This is a genomic window from Halarsenatibacter silvermanii (assembly GCF_900103135.1).
GTDB lineage: Bacteria > Bacillota > Halanaerobiia > Halanaerobiales > Halarsenatibacteraceae > Halarsenatibacter > Halarsenatibacter silvermanii.
In genome coordinates this window covers 44,004-65,620 of record NZ_FNGO01000009.1, presented here as the reverse complement: position 1 = coordinate 65,620, position 21,617 = coordinate 44,004, and the positions used below count along the sequence as shown (strand labels likewise).

Below are 21,617 nucleotides of genomic sequence, written 5' to 3'. Positions count from 1 at the left end.
CCCTCCTCTTTATTCTATCGATGCGATTTTCTCTATAATCCTCTGCGGACGCAGGTCATGAGGACAGGCTTCTATGCAGGCCCCGCAGTGCCAGCAGTGTTCGACCCCTTCGCTCAGGGCCATAAGGTCCCGGGATATTTCATCGCGGGGATCGAAAAAATGCCGGCCCAGCTGAACAAAAACTGCCGGCCCCTTAAAATGAGAAGAATTTTCGGCATAGGCCGGACAGGCGGCCGTGCAGTTAAGACAGCCGATACATCTGCTGGCCTCCTTAAAATCAGCAAAAGCTGCCATATCGATCTTTTCGGGTTCCTCGGCTGGCTTCTCTCTCCTCTCCAGAAAAAGCCGCAGCCGGGAGAGCTGGTTTTTAAATCGACCTCTGTCGATTTTGAGATCTTTTTTGACCGGAAAATTCTGCAGCGGCTTTATAGTCATCTTCTTCTCGGCCGGCCTGCGGCACAACAAAGCAGGATCGCCATTGACAGTCACCCCGCAGAGCCCGCAGCCGCTGTTGCGGCAGCAAAAATCAAAACCGAGAGTACCGTCGAGATTTCTGTAAATATGCTGGACGACATCGAGCACTTTAATTCCTTCAGAAAAGGGGACCTCAAAAAAATCATAACCCGGTATTTTATCGCGGGCAGGAAAATATCGATAAACCTCAACCTCAGCTTTTTCATTCATGATTTATCACCCTTCTTTTCATCCAGATCAGACCCCGGCACAGGGATAGCTGCCAGATCCAACGCCGTTTTATCGTCCTCTGCTCTTTCAGCAGAGGTCAGCAGTATATTTTTAAACCAGTTCTGGTCATCCCTTTCAGGATAATCGTCCCGATAATGAGCACCCCTGCTCTCCTCTCTATGGAGTGCGGCTTCGGCAACGCACAATCCGGTTTTGAGAAGAAATTCATTCTCCAGGGCTGTAATTAAATCCCTGTTCTCTCCGGGGAAATCCCCCGCCATTCTCTGCCGGGAGAAGATGCCGGCAAGCATTTTCGCCGCTCTGCTGCGGGCTTTTTCCAGGGAGGATTCGGTTCTAAAAACTCCGGCTTTCTCCCACATAATCTCCCTGAGTTCAGCCCGGAATTCCCGGGGACGGCGCGGAGCAGCAGATGTCTCCGATTCAGCTGGACCCAGAAGGCGTCCGACTTTATCTCTCACCTTTTGAGCTTCTTCCTCCCCGGAAATTCCAGCCCTTCGATTTTCGCGGGCAAAGCGGGCGGCTGCCTTCCCTCCTTCAGCGCCGCTGACCAGCAGTTCGGCCAGAGCATTCTGGCTTAAGCGGTTGGCTCCGTGCATTCCTCCAACGACCTCCCCCGCAGCATAGAGACCGGGAAGGGAGGTAGACCAGTCCGTTCCCACCTTAACCCCACCCATAAAGAAATGACAGGTCGGGGCCACCTCCAGAAGATCCTCTTCCGGATCAAAACCTATCTCCTGATAGGTGCTGTAAAGGGCCGGCTGCTCTTTTGCGATAAAACCGGGCTTTTTATGGCTCATATCACACCACACACCCCCGCGGGGAGTGCCGCGTCCTTTCTGGACCTCTTTGAACATAGCTCTGGAGACCACATCCCGGGTTGAAAGCTCCATCCTCTCAGGATCGTAATTCTTCAAAAAGCGCTCCTTTTCGCTGTTATAAAGGTGCGAATAATAGGGGAGAGCCGCCAGAGCCCCCCGCAGCGAGCGGGGAAAAAGAAAGCCCATAGGGAAAAACTGCACAAACTCCATATCTATAAGCTCTGCCCCGGCTTCAAAGGCCAGAGCATAGCTATCACCGGTTATATCATTCGTATTGCTCGTATTCTTATAGAGATTGCCGGCTCCTCCCGCCGCCAGAATTACCGATCTGCTGCTGAACACGACGGGAGTTCCTCTTTCCCGGTCCAGCCCCGCTGCTCCCACTATGCGGCCGGATTTTTTTATCAGGCGGGTGATAAAAACATCCTCAGCTATTAAAACATCTCTTTTCTGCAGCTCCCCCGCCAAAGCTCTCATCAGCTCTCGACCGGTGCGATCCTCGAGATAGGGGCTGCGGGGATAGCTGTGACCTCCTCCGGACTTCAAAGAATAGGAAACACCGTCATCCTCTCTCTGCCATAATGCCCCTATCCTTTCCATCTCCAGAATCTCCTCCGGAGCTTTTTCGGTCATGATCTTTACCAGCCTGCGGTCATTCAGCTCCGCTCCCCCTGCTATAGTATCCTCGGTATGCAATCTCCTGCTGTCATTTTCTCTGCCCCAGCTGCCGGCCGCAGCTATCGCCCCGGGAGCCATTATCGTATTACCGCAGCGCTGGAATTTGCCCTTTAAAACCAGGGCAGTTTCCAGTCCGCGCCGGGAAGCCTCTCGAGCAGCTCTGGCTCCGGCAGCACCGCCTCCTATAACCAATACCTCGGTCTCGATATATTCCAACGATCTCCCCCCTCGATCTCTGCCCATAAATATGAGATGATCTCCTGAATCAGGCGGAAAACAAAAAACTGAAAATTAAAAAATTAATTTTTCTGTTTAAACCCGATAAGATAGGTCGTATTTTTGGACACTTCTAATAATAGCACAAAAAAATGGCAGCAGCAAGATCGTCGATGTTGATTATAAGTGATTTTTATAATACAATGATAGAAAACTCTCGGGCTGCCGGGGAGATGATCGAGCCGATCTGATCGCCAAATTTTGAGCTAAAATAATTATAAAAGCTGTGATAAAATATATCATCTTTAAAGCATGCAGGAGGTGTATATACATGTCAGAACTGCTCGAGACTATCGAGGAAGCCATTCAGGATGAACGGGATGCCCAGCAGAAATACAGGAAGTTGAAAAAACTGGCCGATGACGAAGAAACCCAACAGCTTTATGAGCAGCTGATCTCGGACGAAAAGCAGCACGAGAAAATACTCCGCTCCCGCTATGAAGCCCTGAAAGAAAGCAGAGAGTGAAGTTCGTGGCGATTTATTCTCTGCTCACCGCGGCAGCTATCTTGCTGGCGATATTGTTTTATAGACTAAACAGGAAGGTCAAAACTCATCAGCAGCAGATTGAATCTCAGAATAACGAAATAGCCGGGCTTGAAGAAGAGCTGGACAATAAGCTGACCAAAGCCCGCCGCATCCACCAGAGGCTGCTGCCTGATAATATCCCTCAGCCCGAAGATCTATTTATCAATACCTATTATCGCCCGGCTGAATACACCGGCGGCGATTATTACAATGTATTTCAAATCGATCACGGGGCCATGAGCTCGCTCTTAAACCAGTATCTGATCTATTATTTCGACGTCTCCGGACACGGCATAGACAGCACCCTGCTTTCCATATTCGTCAACGATGCTATCGAAAGCTATTTCAGGCTGCGGCATAATCCCGGCGAAAAAGTATCTACAGCAGAGCTGATGAATTTCATCGATCATCGGTATCAGGAAGAGGGCTTTCCGGACGATTATCTAGTCTGCCTTTTTTTGGGTCGGCTGGATCTCAACAATTATACCCTTTCTTACACCACAGGCGGCCTGCATTTTCCTGTCTTCCGTATCAGTCCGCAGAAAAATACAGAAGAGATACCCACGGGCGGCCTGCCCATCTCGACCGGGCTCGGCCTGCAAAAAGACGTCCGGCCCTTAAAGCAGATCACCCTGGAGAAAAACGATACTCTTCTTTTGACCACCGACGGTCTGCTGGAACAGCACCGGGAGGGAGAGATGTACTATGATGATCGGCTGGAAAAAGTTTTAAACGACTGCAGGAATCTGCCCGCTCCCTTTTTAAGAGAGGCGCTGAGACAGGATTTTGACGATTTTAACAGGGGCGAGCCGACCGATGATGATATAACCTATCTGGCCCTGGGGCGTCCGGGCGGAAAAATGCAGAGCTGGCAGCTGGGCGGGGACGATAAGCTCAAGGAAAAAGCCTCAGAGATCGTCGCCTTTATCGATAAAGGCTTCGGCCTTAAAGACGGCGCTGAATTGCAAAAGCTGCTGACAGAGCTTACCGGCTCTCAAAAAAGTCTGAATGAGCACAGCGCAGGGATAAGGGCTTTTAAAAACGATGATTACACCCTGCTGGAGCTGGAAGATAAAGCCGGCAGCATTGAGAACTGGAAAAAGCTTCTCAACCGGGACAATTTCACCGCCTTCGATATTCAGCGGGAAAACTTTAAGCCCCGAAAAGGACGGACAAATATAACCTATGATGATTTTTACCGCCGGCTTTATTTCCTGCAGTACAGGGACTGATCCGATTTATAAGCTTTTTTATAAGCCTTCTGCTTCCAGCTTTTTTTGCGCTTCTTTTTGCGCCTCATCCAGAGCTTTTTCGATCTCCTTTTCTCCCAGCAGAGCTTCGTGCATGACAGGAGTAAAGATATTATCTCTGAATTCGGAATACCAGGTCAGATAACGGCTGGGACGAAACCCGGCATATTCAATCTGTTCGGAGTAAGGCTCCATCAGCGGAAACTCTTCGGAGGGAAATTGGGGATGATCTTCGTAAAAATTTTTCACAGGAACATCGCTGCCGTGGTGGGTCAGATATTCCGCGGCCCCCTCTTTGCCCGCCATGTACTGCAAAAGCTCAAAGGCCCATTCGGGTGAGCGGGAAGTGCCGGCAACAGCATAGCCATTTCCTCCTAAAACAGTATAGCTCTCTCTTTCTATGCCGGGTATAAGACCTATACCCACCGAGTCAGAAATTTCCGAAGCCTCCGGATCGGTCGCCGGCCCGTAGACAAATCCCCAGTTGATCTCAAAAAGCTGTTCTCCGGAGGTGAAGTGATGATAATTATCCCAGTCGCTTACCTCCAGAGCTGCCTGCGGCACGATTTCCTTTTCCAGCATCTCCTTCATAAAGGTTAAAGCTTTGACACCGGCCTCATCGTTGAATGTCCATTCAGTTTTGTCCTCGTTCATCCAGCTGCCGTCGTGCAGTTTGAGCATGAGATCAAACCAGACCATGCCGTCTTCATGAGCGGAAACCCAGCCGGGGAAAAAGCCGTACTCGGCCAGCCCTTCGTCGATAGCCTTTTGGGACATATCTACCATCTCCTCCCAGGTTGCCGGCGGGGATTCATAGCCGAGTTCGTGCAGCATATCCTCATTGTACATAAACATCAAAGAGGCGGCCGTTATGGGCAGCCCCCACAATTGATCGTGAGAGCGCAGAGCTTCTAGAGAGCTGTCAAAATAAATCTCCGCAGCTTTTCCCAGCTCCGTTTCGGCGGCAATTTCCTCCAGAGGAATCAGCATTCCCAGCTCGCCCAGCTCAGCATGCCAGGAGGAACTGAGCCGGACGAGATCTACAGTATCTCCCGCCATGATGCTGGTGGTTATCTGATCCCAGAGTTCATCGTAGGGATACTCCCTCCACTCGATTTCTATCCCGTATTCCTCGGCAAAATCTGCCAAAACTCCCTCATAGGCTTCGGCATCGATGCCGGATTCACCGATGATGGTGAGCTTTTCCGGCTTTTCCGGCGGATTTTCTGAAGCCGCTGCCCTGCCCGCACAGCTCGTAATCGTCAGAGAAAACACCAGCAAAAAGACCATAAAGATACTCGTTTTGCATTTCATTTTTAATCCCCCATTTTTAAGTTGGTTTTAAAGTTTTGCAATATTTTATCTGCTGCAGTTATGTAAAAATCTCAGGGCAAATAAAAAAACCCAACCCCGACAGGTTGAGTGATGAGGTGAAAATACCAGACAGACCCGCCTTTTAACAACGAATAACCACGAATAATCACGGTCAATTCTGAATGGCTTCACCTACCATTCCCTGCCATCGGGGAACTGCAGGCAAAGCAATCAGGCAGGTCTCCTGACTTCCGGCCTTTATCCGGATTTGCCTTCCCCGCTTTTAAAAGCGAGTGGCAGAACAAAATCCGGCCTGACCGGTTACAGTGGCGGGCCCGTTCAGGCTTTTAACCTGATTCCCTATTCTCCTCCGGCTATACCGGAGGCACCTGAATGCATTTTGAATGCACTTTTGCATATTAATTTTTGCATATTATTTTTTTGGGTCTTAAGCTTTTTAACTCTTCTTTAGTACTTTCTCAATATCTAATTTTGAGATTCTATGCCATTTTCCTGCCCGAAACCCCTATTTTTATACTGTTTTCTCTATCTTTCATTCCTGAAATTGCTGGTGAAACTCCTCCACCCGCTCGTTGTACTCTTCCGCCTCCCGGTTGTGTTCGCCAACTTCCTGATTGACATCGTAAATTTCCCAGGCTTTTAAGGCCGCAAAAGCCAGATAAAAAGGCAGGGCATCGCTGCTGTCATCCCGGGTCAGCGCCATTCCCAGACTTGCTGCCTCTCCGGTCAGAAAAAGAGCTCCTTTAGGCCACCAGCTGTCAGCATAGGCATGGCCCAGCGAGGGCAGGGCCAGTCCGCGCAAAGTTGCCGAGCTTCTCGATTTGAACTCCATCGGTTCGAGTTCTCGCTCCTCCGGTTCCATATACTGCAGCTCCCAGTAGGCTTCTGTGTTGAAAAGCGCTTCGTTGCCCTCTAAATAATCGACGACCTTCCGGCCCCGGGCATCCTGGCGGGGCACCTCGGCTCCGGCCTCCAGCAGAGCAAATATTACCTCCTGACTGGAGGTGTTTTCAGCGGCCAGCATCAGGGCGGTCTTGTCGCGATATCCGGTTTTGTCGGGTTCAGCCCCTGCCCTGAGCATAAGCTCAAATAGTTCCGGTCTGTCGCTGCTCTCAGCCAGCATCATCAGAGGAGAGTATCCCCTGCCGTCCAGAATATTCGGATCGGCTCCCGCCTGTAAAAGCTTTTCGATCAGCTCGTAATCAGAAGCTTTTCTGTCCACGGCCAGATGCAGAGGAGTATTTCCCTCTCTATCAGCCGCATTGAGCTCCGGATCGCTTTTTTCGATGAGCACCGCCAGCTTTCGCCGGGCGGCCGGGCCGGTGATGAGATGATGTAAAACTGACCGCCCCTCTTCATCGGATGTATTAACTTCAGCTCCCTCCGCCAGCAGATATTCCATCACCCGCACCGATTCATTTTCGGCCGCTGTTTTCATCAAAGGCGTCTTGCCCGTCCGAGAGCGGCTTTCCAGCTCTGCTCCTTCTGCCAGCAAAAGAGAGATCATCTCCGTCCTCTCATTGTTAGCTGCTGCCCGCATCAGGGGTGTAATCCCTTCCCGATCGCCGGGATCAGGGGAAGCTTCGGCCTCTATCAACATCCTGGCATTATCTGTCTGTTCCCGGGCGGCGGCTCTGTGCAGGGCAGTCCTGCCCTGATCATCGCTGAGCCGGGGGGAAGCGCCCGCGTTTAAAAGCCTTTGCACAATCTCCGGGGAGGGGTCATTTTCCATAAGCAGCATAAGGGCTGTCTCCCCTTTTGGTCCGCGGCGATCGATTTCCGCCCCTCTGCTGATCAGAATTTCCACTTTATTCTCAGCTCCCAGCTCAGCGGCGCGCAAAAGCGGCGTATAGCCGGCATCGCTGGTTACATTGACGGCAGCTCCCCGCCAGATAATTTTTCTCATAACCTCAGGAGAAGGATTATGCCGGGCAGCATGGTAGAGAGCGGTTTGACCGTTTTTGTCCCTTCTTTCCATCCGGGCTCCGTAATCGAGCAGCAGATCGATAACTTCCGGCCGGCTGTTGTGGGCTGCTGCCACAATCAGGGGAGTTTTCCCCCTATCGTCGGTTTGATTCACATCAGCCCCATCTTTTAAAGCTTCCTCTATCTTTTCGGGAGTTTCTTCCTTAACCAGCTCCAGAAGATTTGATTCCGCTTCCACAACCGCTGTCAGGGCTGTCATCGCAAAGATAAAACCAAAAATTAGCATAAAAATCGCTGCCTTTTTGATCATGGTTTCCTCCCCTCCTCCTTTTTCTTTTTGAGCTCTGTCCTGCTTTCTCATAACAGGATCTTCTCTATATCTGCCGCCCACGCCAGAAGCTTTTCATCGCCGCCGGCATATCCAGCCAGCTGCAGTCCCATCGGCAGCCCCTCATCGCTGCCTCCGGCCGGCAGCGAGATCGCGGGCAGACCAGCATGAGTCCAGGGCAGATTCATCACCGGATTTCCGGTATCATCGATCCCCTCAGGAGCCGGTCCCGGGGCTGCCGGCGATATCCAGATATCTATTCCTGCTGTCTTCATCTTCTCATGCAGATTTTTTCGCGTCCGCTGCTGGCTCTTTTGAGCCCGCTGATAATCCGCGCTCGATACCGCCCGCCCCTTTTCTATGAGCTGAATCGATCCCTGACGATAATGGTCCGAATATTCTTCATACCAGTCCCGGTGAACTTCGGCAAATTCAAAGGCTACCAGCTGCCGATGAGCCCGGTTGATCCCGGCTATATCTGACAGAGACTCCGTCTTTTTGATCGGATAACCCGCCTGTTCGAGTTCTTTTTTCGTCTCCGCAAAGTTCCGCAGCCCCTCATTATCGGCCTGTTCGAGATAGGCATCAGCAGGTACCCCCAGCACCGGTTTTTTGCCCTTTTCTGCGCCCGGGGAATACTCCAGATCCTCATTATCTTCCTCCCAGCCCGGCACCAGCACCGCGGAAGCTTTTCTCATACCGCTTACATCCCGGGTAAAAAAACCGATATGATCGGCGGAGCTGGAGAACGGCAAAAGACCCTCGCGCGGGATGCGATCATAGGTGGGTTTGAAGCCAGCCACCCCGCAGTATGAGGCGGGACGGATTATCGAGCCCACGGTCTGAGTACCCAGAGCCAGCGGACAGTAGCCCGCAGCCACCGCGGCCGCCGAACCGCTGCTCGAGCCGCCAGGAGTGTGATCGAAATTGTGAGGATTGCGCGTGGGCCCGGGAGCAAAATAGGCGAATTCGGTGGTCACCGTCTTCCCCAGCATCAGCCCTCCGGCCTGGCGAATCTTTTTGACTATATAACCTTCCTCACCGGTCAAAAGTTCAGGATCCAGACTGGACCCGGCCCGGGTGAAAAAGCCCTGCAGATGAAATATATCTTTTATTCCCGTCAAAACACCATAAAGCGGCAAATCTTCCCCGGCTTCAGCCCGCCTCTGCAATTTATCGGCCTGACGCCGCAGCCTTTTTTCTCGGTTCTGCTCCGGCAGCAGCGCCTCGATTTTCTCCTCACAATTTTCGATCCGATTCAGACTTTCATCAATTATCTCCGACAAATCCTCCTCTCCTTCTTTCAGTCCATCACTCAAAGAGTTAAGCCGGCAGCTGTTTATGTATTTTTCCATAAATTTATCTCCTTCTCACATCGGCTGGCAATAAGCCCAAAGATCCTATTTTGCTTTATTCTGCCCCGGGCCAAAAAATTCCTTTTTTTATAGCCTAAACCTGATAATATTATCAAAATCTTCTTGTTATCAGTTGATAGATATCGTATAAGATCACTATCATGACAATAATGGCTGGAAGATATAAAGCAAAGTGATACTTGAAATTTTTCGCAACTCAGGTTAAGTCCATGGCCAAAAAATAGTGTCCCCGGCTCAGGATGTGCCGGGCTGAGCGTGAGCTCAGGGACGAGCTCTCGCGAAGGGAGCGCAATTTTTTGGCCGAAAACTTAACTTAAGCCAAGGAAAAATTTCATTGTGAACGAAGCTTTATATCTTACAGTACAACCAAATGAGGTTTTTGACACACCCATTTGCCAACTTAAGACAAGAAGATCCTATTATCAAAATTAAAAATTATTTTGTTCCACCTTGACTTTGCCTGACCATTTTTCTAAAATAATAAGTGGATGAAAAAGATCAAGAAAAAGTGAAAGCTTAAAAAAACTCCCCAGAATATCACCCCCTCCCCCGACAGGGCAGAGGGGGTGATTCTCATTATAGAGAGATTCCTCCGGTCTGGATCAATCCGGTCTGGATCAATCCTGCCAATCCATCATCAACTTTCGGGCCGAGCGCAGAAAAACCTCAGCTCCCGACTTCATGATGCTCTCATCGAAGTCAAAGTTGGGATTATGCAGGGGAGCTGTGATGCCTTTTTCGGGATTTTGTCCTCCCAGCCAAAACATGAAAGCGGGAAGCTCCCGGGCAAAATAGGCAAAATCTTCGCCGCCCATGGTTGGCTGCTCGGCCACCCGAACTCTTTCGACGTTATCGACTTTTTCGGCTTCTCGACGCACCAGCTCAGCCAGATCTTTATCGTTGATAAGGGGCGGATATAATCGTCTATATTCCAGATCATAATCGATGTTGTTGAGGGCACAGGTTCCCGAGATAATCTCTTCTATTCTTCTCTCCAAAAAGTCACGAACTTCCTCACTCAGCGCCCTGACCGTCGCTTCCATTTCCACAGAACCAGCCAGTATGTTGCGGCGATCGCCGCCGAGTATTTTTCCGATGGAGATGACCGATCCGGCAGCAGGATTCACCTCCCTGCTGACAAGACTCTGCAGCTTCTGGATGATCTCGCTGGCTATGACGACAGTATCCTTACCGTGGTGAGGACATGCTCCGTGAGCGCTCGCACCGCGGAGTTCCAGATCAAATTCATCTATGGCTGCGAAGGTAGGCCCTTTTTTTATCTCAATCTCTCCTGCCTCAGCCTTATCCCAGATGTGCAGGGCCAGCAAACAGTCAACATCCGGATTTTGCAGCACGCCTTCGGAGATCATCGGTTCAGCTCCTCCAGGCCCCTCTTCAGCCGGCTGGAAGATAAACTTGATCTGTCCGGGGAGATATTCGCTCAATCTCTCGGCCGCCAGCGCCGTGCCCAGCGCTATCGCCACATGGCCATCATGGCCGCAGGCGTGCATCTTATCTTTTTCCCGCGAACAGTAATCGGTGGTGCAGTGCTCGCTCAGAGAAAGAGCGTCCATATCGGCCCTGATACCTACCACCGGTCCTTCAGAATCTTCCTCTCCTACCAGCGCCACCAGGCCGGTTTTAGCTATTCCTGTTTCAGTTTCTATGCCCTGTTCTGCCAGCGTTTCGCCTATCAAAGCCGCGGTCTCCTCCTCTTCAAATCCCAGCTCAGGATTGCGATGTATCTCCCTTCTTATCTCCACCATCTGCGGCTCCAGTTCGGTCAGCACATTCTTCAGCTCAGTCTCCATCAGCAATATCACATCTCCTCTGATTATTTTATTCGCCCGCATTCAATTTCCCCTGATATATTATAATTACTTCTATTCCAGCCGGTCGAGACCTCCCTGCTTTCGCTTCCAAACTGATAACAAGAAGAACATAAAAAAAGCCGCCCCTGAAAAAGGGCGACCGCTTATTTGCTCTGCTGTTATAGATTTTTCATCGCCGCGGCTGACGGGGACAAAAATTATTCTGAAAGCCCTGATTATGATGATATCCGGGCTGACCCCGGCTTCCCCGGTGATCCTGCGATCCGCGATGATGATCATCGGTCATATCTCTGCGTGTATCGCCAGATTCATATCTCAAAGAAGAATCCTGTTGATAACGGCGCTCATCCTCCCGGTATCTTTCCGTCTCAAATTCTTCTCTTTCCGGTCGGCGTTCGCTTCTGAATTCCTCTCTGAGCTGAAAGAGCTCATCCCGCAGCTCAAAGATCTCATCTTCAAGTTCGAGCAGACTCTCCTCATCGACATCTTCCCGCAGAATTTCCTGATATTCATAATTGAGGGCGACCAAACGCTGATTCATTCTCCAGATATCCCGCTGAAGTTCTGCCTGTTCCTCATCGAGCTCTGCCGGAGCCTGTCGTTCGGGAGGCTGATACCCCGAAGCTGCCCAGCTGCCTGCCAGCACCAGAGCCAGAACCATTATTCCCGCTATAACTGTTGATTTTTTGTTTGACATTATTTCATCACTCCTCTTTTTATTTTGCTTTCTGTTTTCCCCTCTGTCCTTTCTAATTCGAAGTATAGTGGGCAAATATGAAGGAAATATGAATCTCTTCTTAATTTTTTGGGCCTCTTTGCGAAATCAAGTTTGCAAATACAAACAGAAGTATGCTACAATTGTGTACACCTGTTTGGAGGTGGTTATATGACAGAGACTGCTGAGCTCAATCCCCCTATTTCCTATGACAGTATGCCGCGGCGGAAGATAGTTTGTCTGGATATGAAATCTTTTTATGCCAGCGTCGAGGCGGTAAAGCGGGGTCTGGATCCCTTCCGGAAAATGCTGGCGGTTATCGGCGATGCCGATCGCCCGGGTTCGGTGATTTTAGCCGCTTCCCCGGCGCTCAAAAGCAGATACGGCATCGGCACCGGCGACAGAGTTTTCGACCTGCCCTCAGATGAGAAAATCATCACCGTCGAACCCCGGATGTCTCTTTACATAGAGCGCTCGCTGGAGATAACCGAGCTTCTGACCGAATTTGCCCCGATCGACGACATATTCGTCTATTCGATCGATGAGTCCTGGATAGATCTGACCGACGTGCCCGATCAGGGCAAAGGATTTCGCCGCCGGGCCCGGGAGCTTCAGCACGAGATCTACCGCCGCTTTAATCTGGTGGCCAGCCTGGGCCTGGGGCCTAATATGTTCATAGCCAAAGCGGCCATGGACATCGAGGGCAAAAAGACCGGCCTGGCCCGCTGGACTTATGAGGATATTCCCGAGAAACTCTGGCCCGCTGAACTCTCCGAGTGCTGGGGAATAGGTTCCCGGCTGGAAAAGAAGTTCAATCAATACGGCATCAAAAAGGTGGGCGATATAGCTCGCCTGGACGAAGATTTTTTTGAGCGCAGACTGGGAGTTATGGGCAGACAGATATATCAACACGCCTGGGGGATAGATTTCAGCCGACCGGAAGGCTTCTATGACAGCAGCCGCAGCAGCTTCGGCCGCGGGATAACACTCTTTGAAGATTACAAAAACAGACAGCGTCTGCTGACCGTCATTTACAACCTCTGCGAGGAAATCTGCTTCCGGGCCCGCCGCGATGGTCTGGCGGGCCGGACGGTATCTCTGGGGCTTGCTTTCAGTCATTCTCATCCTGAATCCGGTCTTCAGGCTCAAAAAACCATGTCGTCTCCCTGCCAGCTGGAAGGAGAGGTGACCGAAGCCTGCTCTGAACTGCTGGAAGAAAATTACCGGGGGGAACCGGTGCGCAGGGTCAACGTAGCTTTGAGCAATTTGAGTTCGGCCGAAGATATCCGGCTCGATTTTTTCTCCGACCGCAGCCGGCGCCGCCAGCTTGCCCAAATCCGCGATCAAATTCGCCGCCAGCACGGAGCCGGGGCGCTCTCTTTCGGCCGCAGCCTCTGCGAAAAAAACTTACACGAGCGCATAAAATACAATATAGGAGGGCATAAAGCCTGAATTTAGCTCCTTGCAGACCGGGACTGTATATGATAATCTCACATTCGGGGAGGAATTCTATGCTGCAGGGAATCTTCTTTTCTATACTGGCAGGCATTTTTATAGCGCTGCAGTCCATCTTCAACGCCCGCCTGGGCGAGGCGGCAGGCTTTTGGAGTATGAACGCCTTCGTACATGGCAGCGGCTTTATTTTCGCCCTCTTCATACTTCTCACTCTCAGCCGGAAAATAAATATCTCGGCCTTCACCTCGATAGAACCCTATTATCTGCTGGGCGGAGTGCTGGGGGTCGGCATTATCTTTTCGGTCACCCAGGCAATTACTCTGCTGGGGATAAGCATCGGTATCACCATCGTGATAGTTACTCAGATACTGATCGCTTTCATCATCAACTACTACGGATTTTTTGAAGAGCCGATCATAACAATCTCGCTGCCCCGGCTCATCGGCCTGGCCATGATGATAGCCGGACTGGTGATCTATCAGCTTTACTGAGTATGACCTAACGAGGAGGAATTATCATGGGAGAAAAAAGGCCGGGCTTTAAACCTGAGAGCAGACGGTTTCGACTTCTGCTGATCATCCTGCTGTCATTTTTGCTGACGGCAGCCGCAATCGGGCCTCGAGCTCTTCGATCAGATGAACTGCCAGCTGAAGAGCTCAGGGTGCATTTTATCGACGTAGGCCAGGGCGATTCCATCCTGGTCAAAGCGCTTTTACCCGGTGAAAAACGCCGCAAACTGCTCATAGATGCAGGACAGAACTGGAAAGGCGATACCGTTATAGATTACCTCGAAAAGCTCGGGGTTGAGACACTGCATAAGGTGATAGCCACTCATCCTCATGCCGATCATATAGGTGGTTTTACCGAAGTGCTGCCGGCCTTTGAGATAAAAAAGATCATCGATTCCGGAGCCGAACATCACACGGAAACCTATCAGGAATATGTAAAGACGGTGGAAAGAGAAAATATCGATAAAGTTTACGGGCGGGCCGGCGACCGCTATAAACTGGCTGATGGGGTGGAATTGAAAATTTTGAGTCCTGAAAAACCTCTGACCGGCGATCTGCACCGGGATAACATAGTTGCCCGGCTAAATTTTAAGGAAACTGCTTTCATGTTTACCGGCGACGCGGAAAAAGAGACAGAGCGCGAAATAGCTGCCCGCTTCGATGAGCTGGAAAGTCAGCTTCTCAAGGTAGGACATCACGGCTCTCATACATCGACCGGCAGTACATTCCTCGAAGCGGTAGCCCCTGATTACGGAGTAATTCAGGCCGGAGAGGACAATCGTTACGGGCATCCGCACCAGGAAGCGCTCGACCGCCTGGAGGACTATCAGGTCGATATATTTCGCAACGATATCCAGGGTGATATTGTTTTTAAATCAGATGGCGAGACGGTAAAATCCAAAACAGATCCCGTGCCGGCGGCGGCCGAATTAGAGGCTGACAGAATAAATGTCAACACCGCCGAAGCTGACGAACTGAAGAACATAACCGGCGTGGGACCGACTATAGCCGGTCGAATCGTAGAATATCGCCAGCAGCACGGATCTTTTCAGGATAAAGAGGAGTTAAAAAATGTGAGCGGTATCGGTCCGGCCCGGCTGGAGGATATGAAAGATGAAATAAAGCTTTAGTGATCAAAAACCGCTCAGGGCCTTTTTCACCATGTGTTTAAATTTTTCCCCATCCACATCTACCGCAACCTCCAGGTTGGGTTCGCCCAGAGTCTTTCCGTCGAAATCGACCACTGTGGAGCCAGTTGTGAAACGACCGGCTGTCTCCACTCTCACCGGTCGGGTTTCTGTCTCTATCACCGTGTCATCGATCAAAGCAGCCACCGCCAGCGGGTCGTGGAGAGGACAGCCATTCATATCCAGCTCCCGGCGGTGATATTTCACGAAATAATCGAGAAGTTCAGCTGCCATCTCGGCTACAGGATTGTCAATCTCTTTGATCTCTTCGATATCTTCGGGCAAAAACCGGGCCCTGCGGGTCACATCCAGACCCACCATCGTCTTATCAACCCCGCTGTTGAGGACCAGATCGGCAGCTTCCGGATCGACCAGTATGTTGAATTCTGCCGCCGCCGTGCGGTTGCCTCCCTGGATGGCTCCTCCCATAAAGATTATCTCTTCAATATTCTCCTCGATCCCCGGCGTCCCCGCCAGAAGCGATCCAATATTGGTGAGAGGACCTGTCGGCACCAGCGCCAGCGGCTCATCTGCCCTTTTAAGCTCCTCTCTTAGATAATTGACCGCATGTTTTTCACCGGCCTCCCCCCGGGGTTCTGGAAGCTCCGGTCCTTCCAGACCTGTCTCGCCGTGCACATCAGGCGCTGTTTTGAGCTCGCGTATGAGCGGCTTTTCACAGCCGGCATAAACTTCGACTTCTACACCGGCAAATTCGAGAACTTTGAGGGCGTTTTTTGTGGTCAGCTCGAGTATTTGATTGCCAGCCACTGTGGTCACCCCACGCAGCTGCAGTTCGGGGCTGGCAGCAGCCAAAAGTAAAGCTATGGCATCGTCATGACCTGGATCACAATCCATCAGCATCTCTTTCAATGTTTTATCAACTCCTGTTGGATAGGGTTTTAAAGCAATTTGCCTGTTGGTTCAGCAATCTCTCCTTTTATAATAATTAAAGCTGACATTCCAGTCAAATCTGCCGGATCTGAGTCCGACAAAAATTTGAGCAAAAACAAAAACCCGGGTCTCAGCCCGGGCTGATCGAATATCGCCGCTCAAAGATAATGAAGATCTCCCCTCAACTCCGGATATCTTTAAACGCGCAGTTCCTCATAAAAAAGTTTTCTCTCCGGCGGCGTCGGAGATTGTTCGGGTTTTTTCAACATATTGCTTCGCAGTTCATCAGCCTTTTCACAGAGCTCGACAATATCATCTCCGAAAATTTCAAAACGGGCCAGCCAGACTCCGGTAGTTTCTTTCTGTTTTACCATGCTGCCGCGGGGATAGAAAACCTCGATCTCGGGCTCTGCGATCGCATCGATATAATCGTGATCCAGAAATTCCTCCGCCTCACCCTCGCCGTAAGTTATGACATGAAATTGTGCCCCGCAGCGTTCGGCCTCATCGTAATCAGGATCCAGCTCGGCGGTCTTTTCTTCATTTCTTCCGCAGAGATGGAGGATAGCTTCGGCCATGTTGACATCAAAAGTGTTGTAATAGAGATTGTACCAGACCGAAGCAGCCCTTCCATTTACCTCGGTAGCGGTAATATTATCATCCCAGCTTCCATCGTCCACCCGCCATACTTCCACATTCCAGAAACCGGCGTCTATTCCGTGCTGTCTCACCGCCTCTTTGGCGTATTCGACTATATCCTGATGCACATCCTCGGTCAGGCAGGTAGGTGTGGCATAGCAGTCTATCGACTTGCGATCACCGGGATAATATATATGATCGGAGACAGCCCAGATATTGATCTCGCCGTCTTCTCCTATCCAGCCTTCGACACAGTGCTGTTCAAAGTCATCGATAAGTTCCTCGACCACCATGATATTCTTATCGGCCAGCGGATATTTGTCCAGGTCGATATATTCGCCGAAAAACTCATGATAGATCGACATCTTTTCAGTCAAATCATCTCTGATCTCGTTCAGCAGCCTGTCCATCTCTTCCTGAGATTTGACCTGATGCTGATGCAGGGTCATAGTAAGCGAGGTCGGCTTAATATAGCAGGGATAGGTGGGATTGCCCTCCCCCCACTCGCCCGTCTCCAGATCGATGTAATCAACCCAGGGCGAATTGGGCTGATTTTTGCGGGAATAATACTTGTGGTTGGTCAAAAACATAGCTTCCAGGCTGGGGCCATAAATATCGTGTCTTTCTGCCAGCTCAGCCGCCACCAGATTGGCCAGATCATGTGAATAATAGAGTCCATCCACCTGATTTTTTTCGATGAAATCCGAGCATTTTTCCGTGTAATCAACCAGGCTGAAATCTTCTTCAGGGAAAGGATACTGGAAGAGATCATCATCCATCCAGACAATCTCATATTCATCCGTCTTCTCTTCAACTCGGCCCAGATAATTCCTATCTCTGCCTACAGGAAGAACTACCATGACTTTCTTTGACATAAAACCCCTCCAATTTTGGCTGTTTTTTAGCTGGTCTCATGAGGACTTCCGCCGACCGGATGAACATGGCCCGTTCTTTCTCAATCCCAAAAACTTTCTAAAACCCTGATCAACCGGCGAATATTTGGAAGTCCTCTTAATAATATAACTTCAATATTTATCAGAAAATTCCTTTTGAATATTTGTAATTTATTTTTTTATTAAAATAATTGAATAAATTAGCTCTGAATTTTTTGGCCGAAAACTAAAATTAAGCGATGAATATCTTCATAATATTTTCTGCCGGGATTAACAATCTAATTTCTCGGTCAGTGAAGGAAATTTATCCGGAAATATAGAATTTCAAAATGGGTACGAAAAATGCTCTTTTAAAATGGGATCTTCTTGTTATCAGTTATTGTGATATTTTCAATCATCAACCCGGTCCCAAAATTGTCATTCAATCCGCCGGGAAAACTGACAAATTTTTCGGGAGGTTATTAAAATGGAAAATGAAAAATACGTAATGATACCCGGTCCCACCCCTGTCGTTGAGCCGATCCAGAATGCCATGGGCCGGAAAACAGCTGCTTTTAAAGATCCTGAATTTGTCGCCGATTTTGAGAGTGTTCTAGCCGACTTAAAAAAGCTTTGGAAGACCGATGGCGAAGTTTTTGTAGTTCCCGGCAGCGGCACTCTGGCCATGGAAATGTCTGTCAGCAATACATTAAAATCCGGCGATAAAGTTCTCATTATCTCTCATGGCTATTTCGGAGATAGGTTCGTAGAAATTGCCGAACGCAAAAATTATGACTATAAGGTATTATCTGCAGAGTGGGGTACCGGCATCGCACCGGAAAAGATCCGGGAAGAGCTGTCCCGGGATAATTACAGAGGCGTCATAGCCACCCATGTTGACACCTCTACAGGAGTTAAAGCTCCCATCGAAGAGATAGGCAGAATCGTTCAAAACGAAAGCGATGCAGTATTCATAGTTGATGGTGTCTGCGCTACCGCAGCCGAAAAAGAATATGTCGATCCCATGAATATAGATATACTGTTCACCGGATCACAGAAAGCATTCGGAGTACCACCAGGCCTGGCTTTAATCTGGGCCGGTCCGCGGGCCATGAAAAGGCGCAATAAGCTGGGTGAGATAAATGAGTATTACGGGGATTTCGAAAAATGGCTGCCTATTATGCACGATCCCAGCAACTATTTTGGTACTCCAGCCGTCAATCTGATCTGGGCTCTTAAGGCATCCCTGTCGCTGATCAAAAAAGAAGGTCTTGAATCGCGTTTTTCCCGCCATGAAAGGGACGCCAGAGCTATTCAGGCAGCCCTGGAAACTATGGGCTTTGAAATTCTGGCTGAAAAAGGATGGCGAGCCCACACCCTATCCAATGTTCTTTATCCCGAGGGTATAAATGACGAGGAGTTTCGCGATACGCTGCGCGAGGAAGGAGCTGTTGTAGCTGGCGGCCTGGGCGATTACGCCGGTAAACTTTTCCGTCTGGGTCACATGGGCAATATCGATGAACATGTTATCACCTCTGTTCTGCAGGCGATAGAAAGAACACTTTACCGCTGCGGAAAAGATGTTGATTTTGGTGCCGGAATGAAAACATATATGCAGGAGAAATACAGTTAAATAATAATGGATCATCACCATATTTAATCATATTCATCTGGAAGATATAAAGCGAAGTGATACTCGAAATTTTTCGAACCTCAGATTAAGTCCATGGCCAGAAAACTTTTTAAGATTCAGCTATCAAAAAAGAATCTTCACAGACAGCATGATTTGCTATTAATTTTCTGCAAAAGACCGGCCCGCTGAAAGATCACTTATTTTCGGCGGGCTTTTTTGATGTTATATTTCTGGACCTGTAAGTTTGCATAAAAGAGCGGTTACTTTTACATATTTTATTATCTCAGAACTTATATTAATAAAATTTCTGGAGTAATTATTTTTTTTACACTCCACTTTCTGCTCCTTTCAAACTTCTTTTCACTACGGCATCAGCTTATCCCTCCCGGCTTAAAAAACAAAATAAATTAATTTAAATTTTCTGAAATAATTATTTATGTATTTATACATTTAAATAAATACATATTTGTACATTCATACATGTATACATTTATATTTTTGCTATTATTCAGAAATATTTATTTGTATAAATGTATGCTTGTACATATAATTTTTTATGAAATTTCAGAAATATTTATTTACATATTTGTATGGTTAATTATTTCTGAATAATCATCCAGGGATTTTTTGGAGCTGGCTCTGAAATATTATGAGTATTGAAGCGGCCTAAATCCCCCCATGACAGCAATGCTGATAAAATATTTGTTTAAACAGCTCAATGCAGCTCTGAAGGGGCAGCTTTTAAGATTCGGTATTATATTTGTAATATTTATAAATATATATTTATACATCTATACATTGATACAAATAAATATTTTTTAATTTTCTTAAATATTTATTTGTACAGATATGTAATTATACATTTAAATATTTGTGAAGTTTCAGAAATATATAAATATGTATATAATTATTTTTGAAAAGTATGAATAATATTTCCTGTTTTTCTCTGCTCATCTGCAAATAAAAAAGCTAAAGCAGCAGGAATTTTTTTATCAATAAAGAAACTATACATTAACACAAAAGGTGTTATAAGATAACATTTAGAGGTGATAAAATGGCAAATATAATCAGCATAGTAAACCAAAAAGGTGGAGTAGGCAAAACAACAACTACACATAATCTGGGTTATGCACTGGCCGAACAGGATAAAAATACATTGATTATGGATCTTGACCCGCAGATGAATCTTTCCAATACAGTAGGTATTGATTGTTATGCTCAAAAACAGTCAATATATGACGTCTTAAAGGATAAAGAACTGCCTTTGGGAAGTGTTATCAAAAGCAGCGATCACGAAAGGATGGATATAATACCATCTGCTTTTGAACTCTCCGGCGCCGAAATTGAATTCACACGTCGAATAAGTTCAGCTTCATTATTATCCAGATCTATAACCAATTCAATCAGAGAAGAATACGATTTTATAATTATAGATTGTCCGCCTGCCCTCGGTATATTGACAATCAATGCTCTGAGTGCTTCTGATTATGTAATTATTCCCATGCAGGCTGAAGTTTATGCTCTTTACGGCATAGATATGCTGCTTTCAACCATTGAGGAGATACAGGAAGAGACAAATTCCGATCTCAAAATAATGGGAGTATTGATCACAATGCATGACGGCCGACTTCGGTTACATAAAGAAATGACTGAAAAAATCAATGACTATTTTAAGGATAAAGTCTTCGATACTCTGATTAAAACAAATACAACCCTAAAAGAAGCCCAGAGCAACAGCAAATCGATCTTTGAATACGACGGCAGAGCCCGAGGGGCTAAAAATTATGAGGCACTTGCCAGGGAGGTCATCGAAATATGTCAGACAAGGGAGGTTCGATGAGCTCGGACAGCGAAAAACTCTTTCAGAATATAGGAGAGCGGCTGAAAAAACAGAGAGTAAGAGAAGAGGATGAAAAGAAGTCTGATAAAGATGATAAAGAAAAGAAAAAAGATGGAACTGAAGCCGATAAAGAAACAGATGATAAAGAGGATAAAAAATCAGATAATACTGAAATAGAAAAGCCGGAAAAAACTGACCGCGAAACCAAAAAAGAAAAGCCCACCCGCAGCTGGAAGCAAAGAGAGGTATATCAGACATCTTTTAAAGTAAAGCCTGAGATGGAGGAGAATTTTGAAGATACCAAACGACGTTTCAGACGGGAGTTAAATTTGCTTTTGTCAAAGCAGGACGCAATCGAGATAGGGTGGTTATTGCTTAAAAATTTAGACGATAGCTTTTTTGAAGAATTGAGAGTCAGCTACTCACCAGAAGATGATCTAATAGAGGCTTTAAAGGAATTGATAGAAGAATATTATTGATCATGATAACATTGGAGGTTGCTGCCTGCCGAATCGATGATATAATGGATGCATATTTCCAGCAAAAGTTTAATATAGCTTTTAGACATAATTTTCAGAAATAATTATGTAAATATTTATGTATTTATACATCTATACATCTACATATTTATACATTTTTTTTTGACAGCACAGCGGATTAGTAGTAAAATTGACCTACGCATATTTTATAATCAGACTGCGTATACGGTAAAACCTCAATCTAACTGCTATTTTAGACAAAAAAAATAAGACTATCCGCGGGAGGTCGAAATCAGGATGGTTAGCAGATAAGCAGAAGGGTTATGGGGATAACCCTTAACAACTTC

17 protein-coding genes and 1 riboswitch are annotated in these 21,617 nt (G+C 47.9%); of the genes, 8 read left to right on the top strand and 9 right to left on the bottom strand.

Features of this window, described 5'->3' with window-relative positions; translation table 11 throughout:
- Nucleotides 1-9: 9 nt before the first annotated feature.
- Nucleotides 10-684 (bottom strand): succinate dehydrogenase/fumarate reductase iron-sulfur subunit, encoded by a 675-nt coding sequence (locus BLT15_RS06315; protein ID WP_089759827.1) that lies wholly within the window; start codon nucleotides 682-684, stop codon nucleotides 10-12.
- Nucleotides 681-2,417 carry an FAD-dependent oxidoreductase gene (locus BLT15_RS06310; protein WP_159429843.1) on the bottom strand — a complete coding sequence of 579 codons (1,737 nt, stop codon included), beginning with the start codon at nucleotides 2,415-2,417 and terminating at the stop codon, nucleotides 681-683. Before BLT15_RS06310 ends, BLT15_RS06315 begins: the two co-directional genes overlap by 4 nt.
- Before the next feature lie 331 nt (nucleotides 2,418-2,748).
- Here BLT15_RS06310 and BLT15_RS06305 point away from each other — a divergent pair, with 331 nt between their 5' ends.
- The gene (locus BLT15_RS06305; protein ID WP_089759823.1) at nucleotides 2,749-2,943 is read left to right on the top strand and encodes a ferritin family protein; all 195 of its coding nucleotides are present in this window, start codon (nucleotides 2,749-2,751) and stop codon (nucleotides 2,941-2,943) included.
- Between the two features lie 5 nt (nucleotides 2,944-2,948).
- Nucleotides 2,949-4,235: a PP2C family protein-serine/threonine phosphatase gene (locus tag BLT15_RS06300; protein ID WP_089759821.1), complete on the top strand. Its 1,287-nt coding sequence runs from the start codon at nucleotides 2,949-2,951 to the stop codon at nucleotides 4,233-4,235.
- 18 nt (nucleotides 4,236-4,253) lie between these two features.
- On the opposite strand, the gene BLT15_RS06295 is transcribed toward BLT15_RS06300, so the two are convergent.
- From BLT15_RS06295 to BLT15_RS06275, 5 genes are all read right to left on the bottom strand, one after another.
- Entirely contained in the window at nucleotides 4,254-5,567 is a 1,314-nt protein-coding gene (locus BLT15_RS06295) for an ABC transporter substrate-binding protein (protein ID WP_089759819.1), read from the bottom strand.
- Nucleotides 5,568-5,784: 217 nt separating this feature from the next.
- A riboswitch (cobalamin riboswitch) is annotated at nucleotides 5,785-5,975 on the bottom strand.
- Between the two features lie 145 nt (nucleotides 5,976-6,120).
- On the bottom strand, nucleotides 6,121-7,905 hold the full coding sequence (locus tag BLT15_RS06290; protein ID WP_159429842.1) for an ankyrin repeat domain-containing protein: 1,785 nt from the start codon (nucleotides 7,903-7,905) through the stop codon (nucleotides 6,121-6,123).
- Nucleotides 7,872-9,197 (bottom strand): amidase, encoded by a 1,326-nt coding sequence (locus BLT15_RS06285; RefSeq protein WP_089759815.1) that lies wholly within the window; start codon nucleotides 9,195-9,197, stop codon nucleotides 7,872-7,874. The genes BLT15_RS06290 and BLT15_RS06285 overlap by 34 nt, the downstream gene beginning before the upstream one ends.
- A 638-nt stretch (nucleotides 9,198-9,835) precedes the next feature.
- Nucleotides 9,836-11,029, bottom strand: a complete 1,194-nt coding sequence (locus BLT15_RS06280) for a M20 metallopeptidase family protein (protein WP_234985530.1) — start codon at nucleotides 11,027-11,029, stop codon at nucleotides 9,836-9,838.
- Between the two features lie 190 nt (nucleotides 11,030-11,219).
- Nucleotides 11,220-11,747, bottom strand: coding sequence for a hypothetical protein (locus tag BLT15_RS06275; protein ID WP_089759811.1), 528 nt, complete (start codon nucleotides 11,745-11,747; stop codon nucleotides 11,220-11,222).
- A 189-nt stretch (nucleotides 11,748-11,936) separates the two neighbouring features.
- Between BLT15_RS06275 and BLT15_RS06270 the strand changes: the two genes are divergently transcribed.
- From BLT15_RS06270 to BLT15_RS06260, 3 genes are read left to right on the top strand one after another with little or no spacing between them, the layout of a single operon-like run.
- Nucleotides 11,937-13,217, top strand: coding sequence for a Y-family DNA polymerase (locus BLT15_RS06270; protein WP_089759809.1), 1,281 nt, complete (start codon nucleotides 11,937-11,939; stop codon nucleotides 13,215-13,217).
- A gap of 59 nt (nucleotides 13,218-13,276) precedes the next feature.
- Nucleotides 13,277-13,711 carry a DMT family transporter gene (locus tag BLT15_RS06265; protein ID WP_089759807.1) on the top strand — a complete coding sequence of 145 codons (435 nt, stop codon included), beginning with the start codon at nucleotides 13,277-13,279 and terminating at the stop codon, nucleotides 13,709-13,711.
- A gap of 26 nt (nucleotides 13,712-13,737) precedes the next feature.
- Nucleotides 13,738-14,859 (top strand): helix-hairpin-helix domain-containing protein, encoded by a 1,122-nt coding sequence (locus BLT15_RS06260; RefSeq protein ID WP_089759805.1) that lies wholly within the window; start codon nucleotides 13,738-13,740, stop codon nucleotides 14,857-14,859.
- Between the two features lie 3 nt (nucleotides 14,860-14,862).
- On the opposite strand, the gene BLT15_RS06255 is transcribed toward BLT15_RS06260, so the two are convergent.
- On the bottom strand, nucleotides 14,863-15,777 hold the full coding sequence (locus BLT15_RS06255) for a nucleoside hydrolase (RefSeq protein WP_089759898.1): 915 nt from the start codon (nucleotides 15,775-15,777) through the stop codon (nucleotides 14,863-14,865).
- A gap of 227 nt (nucleotides 15,778-16,004) precedes the next feature.
- Complete coding sequence (locus tag BLT15_RS06250; RefSeq protein WP_089759803.1) at nucleotides 16,005-17,321, bottom strand: ATP-grasp domain-containing protein; 1,317 nt, start codon at nucleotides 17,319-17,321, stop codon at nucleotides 16,005-16,007.
- A 484-nt stretch (nucleotides 17,322-17,805) separates the two neighbouring features.
- On the opposite strand from BLT15_RS06250, the gene BLT15_RS06245 reads away from it, so the two are divergent.
- The 3 genes from BLT15_RS06245 (at nucleotide 17,806) to BLT15_RS06235 (ending at nucleotide 21,270) form a co-directional block, all read left to right on the top strand.
- Complete coding sequence (locus BLT15_RS06245; protein ID WP_089759801.1) at nucleotides 17,806-18,951, top strand: pyridoxal-phosphate-dependent aminotransferase family protein; 1,146 nt, start codon at nucleotides 17,806-17,808, stop codon at nucleotides 18,949-18,951.
- 1,054 nt (nucleotides 18,952-20,005) lie between these two features.
- Nucleotides 20,006-20,791, top strand: a complete 786-nt coding sequence (locus tag BLT15_RS06240; RefSeq protein ID WP_089759799.1) for a ParA family protein — start codon at nucleotides 20,006-20,008, stop codon at nucleotides 20,789-20,791.
- The gene (locus BLT15_RS06235) at nucleotides 20,767-21,270 is read left to right on the top strand and encodes a hypothetical protein (RefSeq protein ID WP_143423030.1); all 504 of its coding nucleotides are present in this window, start codon (nucleotides 20,767-20,769) and stop codon (nucleotides 21,268-21,270) included. Before BLT15_RS06240 ends, BLT15_RS06235 begins: the two co-directional genes overlap by 25 nt.
- The last annotated feature ends 347 nt before the right edge of the window (nucleotides 21,271-21,617 follow it).

Excerpts from the sequence above, each read along its gene's own strand:
- BLT15_RS06285 (WP_089759815.1), bottom strand. The coding sequence starts at position 9,197 with ATGGAAAAATACATAAACAGCTGCCGGCTTAACTCTTTGAGTGATGGA.
- BLT15_RS06315 (WP_089759827.1), bottom strand. The coding sequence starts at position 684 with ATGAATGAAAAAGCTGAGGTTGAGGTTTATCGATATTTTCCTGCCCGC.
- BLT15_RS06270 (WP_089759809.1), top strand. The coding sequence starts at position 11,937 with ATGACAGAGACTGCTGAGCTCAATCCCCCTATTTCCTATGACAGTATG.
- BLT15_RS06295 (WP_089759819.1), bottom strand. The coding sequence starts at position 5,567 with ATGAAATGCAAAACGAGTATCTTTATGGTCTTTTTGCTGGTGTTTTCT.
- BLT15_RS06240 (WP_089759799.1), top strand. The coding sequence starts at position 20,006 with ATGGCAAATATAATCAGCATAGTAAACCAAAAAGGTGGAGTAGGCAAA.
- BLT15_RS06305 (WP_089759823.1), top strand. The coding sequence starts at position 2,749 with ATGTCAGAACTGCTCGAGACTATCGAGGAAGCCATTCAGGATGAACGG.
- BLT15_RS06275 (WP_089759811.1), bottom strand. The coding sequence starts at position 11,747 with ATGTCAAACAAAAAATCAACAGTTATAGCGGGAATAATGGTTCTGGCT.
- BLT15_RS06235 (WP_143423030.1), top strand. The coding sequence starts at position 20,767 with ATGTCAGACAAGGGAGGTTCGATGAGCTCGGACAGCGAAAAACTCTTT.
- BLT15_RS06255 (WP_089759898.1), bottom strand. The coding sequence starts at position 15,777 with ATGCTGATGGATTGTGATCCAGGTCATGACGATGCCATAGCTTTACTT.
- BLT15_RS06245 (WP_089759801.1), top strand. The coding sequence starts at position 17,806 with ATGGAAAATGAAAAATACGTAATGATACCCGGTCCCACCCCTGTCGTT.
- BLT15_RS06250 (WP_089759803.1), bottom strand. The coding sequence starts at position 17,321 with ATGTCAAAGAAAGTCATGGTAGTTCTTCCTGTAGGCAGAGATAGGAAT.
- BLT15_RS06280 (WP_234985530.1), bottom strand. The coding sequence starts at position 11,029 with ATGGAGACTGAGCTGAAGAATGTGCTGACCGAACTGGAGCCGCAGATG.
- BLT15_RS06260 (WP_089759805.1), top strand. The coding sequence starts at position 13,738 with ATGGGAGAAAAAAGGCCGGGCTTTAAACCTGAGAGCAGACGGTTTCGA.
- BLT15_RS06265 (WP_089759807.1), top strand. The coding sequence starts at position 13,277 with ATGCTGCAGGGAATCTTCTTTTCTATACTGGCAGGCATTTTTATAGCG.